3 protein-coding genes and 1 pseudogene are annotated in these 11,269 nt (G+C 63.7%); 2 read left to right on the top strand and 2 right to left on the bottom strand.

Translation table 11 applies throughout. The annotated features are described in order from the left end of the window. Window positions 1-94 precede the first annotated feature (94 nt). Both R1A29_RS10765 and R1A29_RS10760 read right to left on the bottom strand, forming a co-directional pair. Window positions 95-1,552 (bottom strand): annotated as a pseudogene (locus tag R1A29_RS10765) (condensation domain-containing protein); the annotation flags it as partial. Between the two features lie 507 nt (window positions 1,553-2,059). Then, the gene (locus R1A29_RS10760) at window positions 2,060-8,470 is read right to left on the bottom strand and encodes an amino acid adenylation domain-containing protein (protein WP_438301428.1); all 6,411 of its coding nucleotides are present in this window, start codon (window positions 8,468-8,470) and stop codon (window positions 2,060-2,062) included. 490 nt (window positions 8,471-8,960) lie between these two features. Between R1A29_RS10760 and R1A29_RS10755 the strand changes: the two genes are divergently transcribed. Then, entirely contained in the window at window positions 8,961-9,755 is a 795-nt protein-coding gene (locus R1A29_RS10755) for a helix-turn-helix transcriptional regulator (protein ID WP_085708573.1), read from the top strand. A gap of 60 nt (window positions 9,756-9,815) precedes the next feature. Continuing rightward, a complete protein-coding gene (adeC, locus tag R1A29_RS10750; RefSeq protein WP_438301427.1) occupies window positions 9,816-11,228 on the top strand; it encodes an AdeC/AdeK/OprM family multidrug efflux complex outer membrane factor in 1,413 nt (470 codons plus the stop codon). Window positions 11,229-11,269: the final 41 nt, after the last annotated feature.

Raw genomic sequence — 11,269 nt, 5'->3', positions numbered from 1 at the left:
ATAGGCGCCGCCGGCCTTCGAGGATGCCCAGCAGGCCGATCACCAGTTCAGGCCCGCGATCGACGCAGATCGCCACCGGCGTATCCGGCCCGACACCCAGCTCACGCAACCGGTGAGCCAGGCGATTGGCCCGGGCATTGAGTTCGACATACGTCAGTGATTGCGCATCGGCCTGCAATGCAACGGCCTGCGGCGAACGCTGGACCTGAACCTCGAACAGGCCATGAACGGTCGGCTGCAGATCAAGATCGACACGTGTGTCATTGAAGCCCATCAGCAATTGCTGCCGCTCCAGCTCCGGCAAAACCGGCAACTGGTTGATCAGCGTCTCGGGCGACTGCTCCAGGGCATCGAGCAAACCGTCGATTGCGGTTTGCACATAGGCGCAGACCCGTTCGGCACCGATGCCGCTCGGCGCGATGGCAGACAGCCGGAAACCACTGCCCAGGTCATCGACGCTCAGGGTCAGCGGATAGTTGGTCGGTTCCTTGCCACTCAGGACCTGGACGCCGGGGGCCAGTTCGATCACTGCGGCAACATCACCGACAGCGCTGTGGCGATAGTTGAGCATGGCGCTGAACAACGGCGTCTGCGCATTCAACGCGCTGCAACGCTGGGCCAGTGCCAGCGAGGCCTGTTCATGGGCGAGCAAGGCGCTCAGGCGACGATGCGTGGCGAGCACGCCGTCGTAAACGCTTTGCGCGCCGACATCGACCCGCAGCGGCAAGGTGTTGATGAACATGCCCAGCGCCTGCTCACCACCGTCGCCCGCCTCCATGCGCCCCAGCAACACGGTGCCGAACACCACCGAGGTGCGCCCGGACAACTGGCCCAACACCCGTGCCAGCGCCAGGTGCATCAGGCTCGCCACGCTCACGCCGAGTTGCCGTGCCTGCGTGCGCAGTCGCAGGTTCAGTGCGTCACTGAGCGTCAGCTGCGCGTCTTCGAAGTCCTGCCCGCCGCCCTGAACATCCTGCAACCCCCACGGCAGTGTCGGCTCGTCGATATCGCCGAGCATCTCGCGGAAGAACGTTTCGTGGGCCTGCTCATCGAGGGCCATGCGCGCCCGCGCCAGGTGATTGCGAAACGGCACCGCCGGCGCCACCCGTTCGGTCTGCCCTTGCAGCCAGGCCTGGATTTCCCGGCGCACCACGTCCAGCGCCACGTGGTCGATGATCATGTGATGGAACAGCAGCAGCGCGACGATCCGTCCCTGCGCCGGATCCCGCGCATACACCAGGCGCAGCAGCGGCGCCTGTTGCAAGTCGAGGCGCAAGTGACGGGCGTCGTAGCGCGCCTGCAACTGACTGAACACATCGGTGGACGTGTCGAGCTGCACCTCTTCGCAGACCAGCGGCGCCTGGCGCCAGACCACCTGCACCGGTTCGTCCAGGCGCTCCCAGACAAACGAGGTGCGCAGAATGTCGTGACGGTCGATCACCCATTGCAAGGCTTGGGCAAACGCGTCGAGGCGCTCGTGACTGTCGAACGTGAATTGCGCCTGTTGCACATACAGATCGCCTTCACCGGCGGCGAGGTGCAGATACAGCATGCCTTCCTGCAACGGCGCCAGCGGATAGATGTCCTGCACATTCGCCACGCCGCCCGGCACGGTGGCGACGATGCGGTCGATGGCCGGCTGATCCAGTTGCACCAGCGGCAGCATGTCCGGGGTGATGCGCAGCGCCGGGCTCGACCAGTCGCCGCCATGGCTCGCCACCAGCTCCAGCAACTGCGCCTTGTGTTTGGCGAGGCTGTCCCAAAGCGCGTCGTCCAGCGCCTCGTCGTCGCCCAGAATGACCAGGTCTTCATCGTCCTGTTGAAGGCGGATCGCATGGGTGGAAATAACAGCCATCAGCTCGCGAAATTGCATGGGGGGTAACCTGCTGTAAATTCGGGAAAAAGGAGCGCGCAGCGGCGAATCCGTGCGGCCACGCGCAGCCCGGAAAAGCTAAAACATCGGGGCTTGGGTGTCTGACATGGGAAGCGGGGACAAGCCCCGTGACCGGCCAGTCATGGCGTCGATCCGCGGGAACCGCGAATCGACGCCGATGTCGGCTCAGAGCCGGCGTTTGCGGTTGAGGGTCGGTATGGTGGTTTGCGGGACTTCAACCTGTCTGGCCTGCGCCGAAGTCTGGGCCGCCAGCGCCGCCAGGGTCGGCTGGCTGAATAGCGTGCGGGCATCGACATGCAGCCCGGCCTGACGCATGCGCGCCACCAGACTGACCGCCAGCAACGAATGCCCGCCGAGTTCGAAGAAATGGTCGTTGCGCCCGACCTGCTCCAGTTGCAGCACTTCGGCCCAGATCTGCGCCAGCCGGATTTCGACGTCGCCCTCGGGCGCCTCGTAGCGACGACTAAGCACCGCCTCCGCCCCCGGTGCCGGCAAGGCTTTGCGGTCGACCTTGTCGTTGGGGGTCAGGGGCAACGCATCGAGCTTCACGTAGGCGCCCGGCGCCATGTACTCCGGCAAGCGCTCCAGCACGTGGGCACGCAAGCTTTCGATACGTGGCGCGTCGAAGCCTTCGCGGACGGTGAAATACGCCACCAGTCGCTCGTCGCGCACCAGCACCACGGCTTCACGCACGGCCGGATGCTCGATCAGCCGCGCCTCGATTTCACCCGGCTCCAGACGCAGGCCACGCAGCTTGACCTGGAAGTCGTTGCGCCCGAGGAATTCGAGGTTGCCGTCCGCCCGGTAGCGCACCAGATCGCCGGTGCGATACAGGCGATCACCGGCCACGAACGGGCTGTCGATGAAGCGCTCGGCCTGCAGCTCCGGCAGTCCCAGATAACCCCGCGCGACCCCGACCCCGCCGATGTGCAAGTGACCGCTGACCCCGAATGGCACCGGTTGGTCGTGGGCATCCAGCACATAGAGCCGGGTGTTGCTCAGGGCCTTGCCGATTGGTACTACGGCCTCTGGCACCGATTGATCGGGTTCCAGCGTCCAGCCGGTACTGTCGACCGTGGTTTCGGTCGGGCCGTAAACGTTATGCAGACGCACCCATGGCAGGCGCTCGCGGACGCACCGCGCCAGTGCGGCGGTCAGTTCACCGCCACCGTTGAGCACGTCGGTCAGGCTGGTGCACTGGCTGACATCGTCCTGCTCGATGAACTGTTGCAGCAGCGCCGGCACGAACTTGACCACGGTGATCTGCCGTTCGCGAATCACCTGGGTCACATAGGCCGAATCGCGGTTGCCGTCAGGCCGCGCCAGCACCAGCCGCAGGCCGGAACACAGCGGCCAGAAGATCTCCCACACCGAACTGTCGAAGCTGAACGGCGCCTTCTGCAACAGCGCACCGTGCCCGGTCGGCGGGCTGATCTGCGAACCCCAGTGCACCATGTTGCAGGCGCTTCGATGCTCGATCATCACGCCCTTCGGCGTGCCGGTGGAACCCGAGGTGTAGATCATGTAGGCCAGGTTCGCAGCGCTCAAACCCGGTACTTGCAGATTGTCGGCGGAAGCGTGCTGCCAGGTGCAACGGTCGAAATCGATGACCGGCACACCCGGATCAGCCAGCAGATTGCGGGTGGCCTCGTGCACCAGCACCGCCACCGGGGCGCTGTCTTGCAACATGTAGTGCAGGCGTTCCAGCGGATAGTCGGGATCCAGCGGCACATATGCGCCGCCCGCCTTGAGAATGCCCAGCAGACCGACTATCAGATCCAGGCTGCGCTCGACGCAGATCGCCACCCGGGAATCCGGTTGCACACCTTGCTCCCGTAGATGATGCGCCAAGCGGTTGGCCTGCTCATTCAACTGGCGATACGTCAGCTGTTTATCCCCGGCCTGCAAGGCGATGGCGTCGGGTCTGCGCTGCGCTTGCTGTTCGAACAAGGTCTGCAGCGGTTGATCCATCGGGCAATCGACTTCGCTGGCATTGAACTCGACCAGCAGTTGTTCAAGCTCCGCCGCCGGCAGGATCGACAAGCGATTCAGCGGCTGTTGCGGTGTCTGCTCAAGCGCATCGACCAGCGCCTGCAATGCGGTTTGCACGTAGTCGCCGATGCGCTGGGCGCCGATGCTGATCAGGGTCCGCGTAGTGATCTGCAAGGCGCTGCCCAGGTCATCGACGCTCAAGGTCAGCGGGTAGTTGGTGCGTTCTTCGTTGTCCAGAGTCTGGATGCCTTGCCAGGCCGGATCCGCCGTCGATTCCTGCACCTCAAGGTCGGTATGCCGATAGTTGAGCAGCGCACTGAACAGCGGTGCCGGCGACGCGACGCCGCTGCAACGCTGGGCCAGCGCCAGCGATGCATGCTCGTGCCCGAGCAGGTCGGTCAGTCGGGCGTGGGTCAGCAACACGGCATCACGCGCGCCCCGATCCATGTCCACTCGCAAAGGCAAGGTGTTGATGAACACCCCCAGCGCCCGGTCCGCGCCCTCGCCGCCCTGCATGCGACCCATGAACACGCTGCCGAACACCACATGTTCCTGCCCCGAGGTCGCTGCCAGCACCTGCGCCCAGGCCAGGTGAATCAGGCTGGCCACGCTGACGCCTGCCTGTCGCGCTTGCAGGCGCAAGCGGCGATCCAGTTCAGGCGCAAGGGTTCGCACGGCTTCGTCGATCCCGCGCCCGTCGCCCTGCACGTCCTGCAAACCGAACGGCAGGGTCGGCTCGTCGATGTCGGCCAGCATTTCGCGGAAGAACGCTTCATGTTCCTGCTCGCTGACGCCGAGCCGGGTCTGGGCCACGTAATTGCGATACGGCACCGCTGGCGGCAACGGCTCGCCCTGCCCCAGCAGGTTGGCGCGCATTTCATGGCGCAGGACTTCCAGCGCGATGTGATCCAGCGCCAGGTGATGGAACAACAGAATCGCCACGATCCGCCCGTGGGCCGGATCGCGGGCATACATCAGCCGGATCAGCGGCGCCTGACTGACGTCGATGCGATAACGCCGGGCATCGAAGCGCTCGTGCAGCTGCGTGAGGACATCGCCCTCGGCCGGATCAAGCATGATTTCCTGCACCGGCAGTTCGGCTTCGCGCCAGACCACCTGCACCGGCGTGGTCAAACCTTCCCAGACCACCGCAGTGCGCAGGATATCGTGGCGCGCCATGACCTGACGCAACGCGGCCGCATAGGCCTCGACCCGCTCGACACTGTCGAACGCCAGCTGCGATTGCAGCAGGTACGGATCGCCCTGGGCGGCGGTGATGTGGTGATAAAGGATGCCTTCCTGCAACGGCGCCAGCGGGTAAATGTCCTGCACGTTGGCCGCCCCGCCCGGTACCGTAGCGATGATCCGGTCAAGGGTGGCCTGATCCAGCTCTACCAATGGCAACAGATCCGGCGTGATTTGCGTGCAGCCCGCCGGAATGCGGTTGGCCGGCACTTCGACTTCGCGACCACTGCCCACCGATGCGGCCAGTGCCGCCAGGGTCGGCTGGCCGAACAGCACGCGCACGTCGCTGCTCATGCCGAGCTGGCGCATGCGCTCGATCAGGTTGACCGCCAGCAACGAATGCCCGCCCAGCTCGAAGAAGTGATCGTGACGCCCGACCTTTTCGACTTGCAGCACCTCGGCCCAGATCTGCGCCAGGAGGATTTCGACGTCGCCTTGCGGAGCTTCGTATTCACGGCGGATCAACGCTTCCGGCCCCGGCGCCGGCAACGCCTGGCGATCCAGTTTGCCGTTGGCGGTCAGGGGCAACGCCGTCAAGCGCACGTAGGCCGATGGCAGCATCGCGCTCGGCAGACGGGTTTGCAGATGGGCATGCAGCTGCGTGATGTCCAGCGGCTGGTGTTCGGTGAACCAGGCCAGCAACTGCCCGTCGCGCACCTGCACCACCGCATCACGCACGGATTCATGACTGCTCAACGCCGCTTCGATTTCGCCGGGCTCGATGCGCACACCACGGATTTTCACCTGATCGTCATTACGGCCCAGATACTCGATATTGCCGTCCGGGCGCCAGCGAGCCAGGTCGCCGGTGCGGTACATCCGCGCGTTGGGCTGGCGGCTGAACGGATCGTCGAGAAAGCGTTCGGCGGTCAGTTCCGGACGGTTGAAGTAACCCCGCGCCACCCCGGCACCACCGACGTAGAGCTCACCGACCACGCCAATCGGTACTGGTCGCTGTCGGTCATCCAGCAGATAGGTCGTGGCGTTGCTCACGGGCTTGCCGATGTGCAGCGTCCGGCCCGGTTCGATGCGACCCGAGGTGGCGACCACCGTCGCTTCGGTCGGGCCGTAGTTGTTGATCACCTCGAACGTCTGCTCGCGATTGAACTGACGCAGGCGATCACCGCCGATCAGCAGCGTGCGCAACGTCGGATGTTCGAGGTGGCGGCTGAAGGCGTATTCGGCAATTGGGGTCGGCAGGAAACTTACGTCCAGCGGTTGTGCACGCCACCAGTCGAGCAGCGCGTCGATGTCTTCGCCGCCGTCGCGGGACGGCGCCAGGTGCAGGGTCGCGCCGGCACACAGTGCGGGCCAGACTTCCCAGGCCATGGCATCGAAGCCGAAGCCGGCGAGGCTTGACGTGTGACCTCCAGCACTCAGATCAAAAGCTTCACAGTGCCAGTCCACCAGGTTCGACAACGTGTGGTGTTCGACCATCACGCCTTTGGGCTGACCGGTGGAACCGGAGGTGTAGATCACGTAGGCCAGATGCGCGGTGGTCAGGCCCGAGACGTCGGGGTTGAGATCGTTGACCGGCCAGGTGCGCGAGTCGATGTCGATCAGCGGCACATTCAGTACCGGCAGACGCTCACGCAGATTGCCCTGGGTCAGGACCACGACCGGCGCGCTGTCGCTCAATAAATAGCTCAAACGTTCCGCAGGATGGGCCGGATCGACCGGCACATAACCGGCGCCGGATTTGAGGATTGCCAGCAACGCGACCAGCGTGTCCAGCCCTCGACGGGCGACCAGCGCCACGCGGTCATCGGGTTGCACACCGAGCCCGATCAAATGATGGGCCAGGGCGTTGGCCTTTCGGTTCAGCTCGGCATAGGTCAGCCGTTGTCCCTGGGATTCTGCTGCCACCGCATCCGGCCGCATCGCCGCCTGCGCTTCGATTCGCTGATGGAGTGTCAGCCCGTCGGGGTAATCGGCGCGGGTGTCATTCCACGCTTGCAGCAACGCCGACTCGGCTGGCAGGTTCAGACTGAAATCCCCCATCGCCAGCGAGGTGTCTTCAAGTCCCTGCTCCAGCACCCACAGCAATCGGCCGCACAGCGCCGCGATTTCATCCGCGTCAAAGTAGGCCTCGTTGTACACCAGGTACAAACTGTCCTCTTCGTCGCCACGGCTGCTCAACAGGTGCACGGACAGCGGCGTGCCCTCTTCGTGGTTGGACACTTTAACCACCCGCCCCCGGGCCTCTCCGTACCGGTATTCATGGGCGTCCCGCTCGTAGGAGACGGTCACTTCGAACAGCTGTGAACGATCCTCTCGCAGCAGACCCAGCGCACGGTTCATCTCACTCAGGGGAAAACGCTGATGGCGGAAATCCTGTTTCAGCTCATCGCGAACGGCCTTGACCAGCGCACCGAACGCCAGCTCGCGCCCGAACCCCATGCGCACGGCGCTGACCTGGGTGAACAGCCCCAGGGTCGACTTGAAACGGGCGCCGGATCGATTGAGCAACGGCAAGCCCACCACCCATTCATCACGCTGGCCGATGCGGCTGAAGTACACATGCATCGCCGCCAGCAGGAAGTGCAACGCCGAAGCCCCGTACTCCGCGGCCACCTGCTTCATACGGTCGTGAAGGCGCGCCGGAAAGACCTGCGAGAAAATCCGCGTCGGTGCCGTCGCGCCGGCAAAGCGTTCCTGATAGCGCGGCAACAACAGCGGCTCGGGAAGATGCCGGTATTTTTCCAGCCAGTACGCACGGTCACGCGCATAGCGGGCGGACTCGTAATACCGTGCGTCGTCATGAATGAAGTCGATATAGGACGGCGCCGAATCCGGCGGCTGTTGCCCGAGCGCCAGGGCGTTGTAGATCTCGTCGAGGGACTTGAGCATTTCGCCAAAGCCCCAGCCATCGACAATCAGGTGGTGGGCCTGGAGCGAAAACCAATGGCAGCGATCATCGAGACGGATCAGGCAGAAACGGAACAGCGGCCCGCCGTCCAGCGTGAACGGCAGTTCGATGCGCTCCTGAGTCAACCGGCGCGCCGCCGCCTCCGGCTCGGGATGGGCGCTGAAGTCATGGAACGGCATCGGCACCGGCATCGAGGGCGCAAAACGCTGCAACGGCAGACCGTGCTCACCGGCACCCAGCAGCAGACTGGTGCGCAGGGCGTCGTGCCGGGCCACGAGACATTCAAGGGACGCTTGCATCAACGCAGGGTCAAGGGCGCCGGTCATCTCGACATAACCACCGATGTTGTACACCGGCGAATCCCCCTGGCGCAGTTGATCGAGCCAGATGTCACGCTGGGCAGCGGTCAGCGGGAAGGCTTCGGAAATCGCGGACAGACCGTCCGCCGCATCGGCAGCAAATTGGTTCATAAGATCCGTCTCATGTGATTTGGCGCGTATTCAAGCATCGGCCCCGAAACCCGCATGACACGTGAAACCCGGACAACTCCCCCTCTTAGCACCGCCCTGAGGGTCCCTGGCCCCGGACAAGTCAGTTATTCCCCCGAAAGTTCGGAAAGAAATGGCTGAAAATCCTGTAGGACAATCGCCACACACCTCTACCGACCAACGCCTCGCAGATGTGGGACGCGGCGGTCCGAGCCCCGGATCTCGGGGTTCCCACTAGACCGTACAGTCAGGGACCACGAGCACTTACACATTGATCTGACAGAAACGTGACGCCATTTTTTCGGAAATAGTGGCACTTTGTGTCCCCGTTTTCCCCTACAGACGTAGGACAAATGCATAGGCTTAAATCCCGCTCCAGATCGATTTCAAGGAGAAACGCTGGTTGGCGGCTTCACAGGTGTATGCACGGCAGATGATTCGGCAATGGCTTTAAATCAGGGATGACAAGGATATGAATCTGACCGGCAGTCTTCGCAACATGGAAAACCCGCACTTCTACTGGCAACTGGGCGAGTTGATCGCCAGTACGGGGAACGAACGATTCGCCTCCAACATGTTTCAGTTGGTCGACACCCTGGTGCCGGTCAACCGGGTGGATCTCAGCGAATGGACACTCGACGAGCGCGAGGCCAGCGTGGTCGAGATCAAGGCCCTGGGCAGCGCCGGTTTGCCGGATACCTTCCCGCCCCCGGACCCGCTGCAATGTCAGGACGATCATCCGCTGTTGCAGAAGATGATCGAGATGAATGACTCGCTGCTGATTCAACTCAAGGCCTCGCTGCAGCAACGACACCCGCACCACAGCGTCCATCAGTGCAATCTGGTGTCACGCACCTCCAACCGCCGCTGTGTCATCTCGTTCTGCCGCCCTCACACGCACCGGGTGTTTTCCCTGCCGGAGCTGTCGTTTCTCAAAAGCCTGTCCGACACCCTGCTGCCGTTGATCGAGCGTCACGCGCAGATCCGTCGGCAAATCATCGCCCGGCAACCGCGCCCACTTCAGGCCGATCAGGAGCAGACACCGTTGCAACAGGTGTTCGACGAGCGCCTGGCACTGGGCGACATCACCCTGTCAGTGCGTGAGAAGGAAGTCTGCCTGGGCCTGCTGACCGGCGGCACCGTGCCGCAGATGGCCGAGCGGTTGCGGGTCAAGAACAGCTCGATCGAGACCTACCTCAAGCGCGCGGCGGCCAAACTCGGGGTCAGCGGGCGTCACGGTCTGGCGAAATGGATGGCCGGGGCCTGATCCGGCGTTTTCTCATCACGGGCCTTCGCGCCCACTCCTATTTGTGAACGAGGCTGTTTGATGTCCAGGTTGCCGATCTCCCTGCTGTCCATGGCGTTGCTGATGGGCGGCTGCTCGCTGATTCCCGATTACCAGCGTCCGGCGTCACCCAGCGCGGCGCAGTATCCAAACGGCCCCGCCTACCCTGCGTCAACCCGGACCACGACCGCTATCGAGGACTGGCGCGGGCTGTTCAATGACCCGGCGTTGCAGCAGCTGATTGAAAGCGCACTGGTCAACAACCGTGACCTGCGCGTTGCGGCACTGAACGTCGAAGCATTCCAGGCGCAGTACCGCATTCAGCGCGCCGATCTGCTGCCGGCGGTTTCAGCCAATGCCAATGAGCTGCGCCAACGGGTGCCGGCGAGCGTGACCAAAACCAAAGCTGCAATCACCTCGACCTACTCGGCGAACCTCGGCATCAGCGCCTATGAACTGGATTTCTTTGGCCGGGTCCGCAGCCTCAGCGAACAGGCCTTAATGAGCTGGCTGGCCACCGAAGAAGCCCGGCGCAGCGCGCAATTGAGCCTGGTGGCGAACGTCGCCAATGCCTACCTGACCTGGCGCGCCGACCAGGAGTTGCTGGCCCTGGCCCAGGAAACCCTGGCCGCCGACGAGAAAAGCCTGCGCCTGACCACCCGCAATCGCGAGGCCGGCAAATCCTCGGCACTGGATCAGATCCAGGCGCAGACCAGTGTCGACAGCACCCGTGCCAGCCTCGCCCGCTATCAACGCCAGGTGGCCCAGGACCTTAATAGCCTGACCTTGCTGGTCGGGGCGCCGGTTCCGGAAACCCTGCCGGCGCGCCCGCTGGCCAGTGATCTGGTGGCGCAAGTACCGGCCGGGTTGCCGTCGGATCTGCTGCAACGCCGGCCGGACATTCTCCAGGCCGAATACAAACTGAAAGCTGCCAACGCCAATATCGGCGCAGCCCGGGCGGCGTTTTTCCCCAGTGTCAGCCTGACCGCCAATGCCGGCACGTCGAGTCGGGACCTGTCGGGACTGTTCAAGGGCGGCTCCGGCGCCTGGACCTTCCAGCCGCAGATCAACCTGCCGATCTTCAACGCCGGCAGCCTGCGCGCCAGCCTCGATTACGCGAAGCTGCAGAAGGACATCACGGTCGCCGAATACGAAAAGACCATTCAGACCGCTTTCCAGGAAGTGTCCGACGGTCTCGCCGCGCGGGAGACCTATCAGCAACAGCTACAGGCCCAGCGCGATCTGGTGCAGGCCACTCAGGACTACTACAACATGGCGCAGCACCGTTATCGGACCGGTGTCGACAGCAGCCTGACGTTTCTCGATGCCCAGCGTTCGCTGTTCAGTTCGCAGCAGGGTCTGATCTCCGACCGGTTGGCGCAACTGGTGGCGCAAGTGAACCTGTACACCGCACTGGGCGGTAGCTGGAGCCCTGTCGAACCGTCGCCGCAATAACCGCAGGTCATGTTTTCTTACACCTTTTGTCGCCAGATCTG

Source organism: Pseudomonas sp. NMS19W (genome assembly GCF_051554255.1).
Taxonomy (GTDB): domain Bacteria; phylum Pseudomonadota; class Gammaproteobacteria; order Pseudomonadales; family Pseudomonadaceae; genus Aquipseudomonas; species Aquipseudomonas kribbensis.
Note: the sequence above shows the minus strand (reverse complement) of the source record. Positions and strands in the feature narration are given on the sequence as shown.

What these genes read in the sequence shown, in the direction of transcription:
- adeC (WP_438301427.1), top strand. Translation starts at nt 9,816, where the DNA reads ATGTCCAGGTTGCCGATCTCCCTGCTGTCCATGGCGTTGCTGATGGGC.
- R1A29_RS10760 (WP_438301428.1), bottom strand. Translation starts at nt 8,470, where the DNA reads ATGAACCAATTTGCTGCCGATGCGGCGGACGGTCTGTCCGCGATTTCC.
- R1A29_RS10755 (WP_085708573.1), top strand. Translation starts at nt 8,961, where the DNA reads ATGAATCTGACCGGCAGTCTTCGCAACATGGAAAACCCGCACTTCTAC.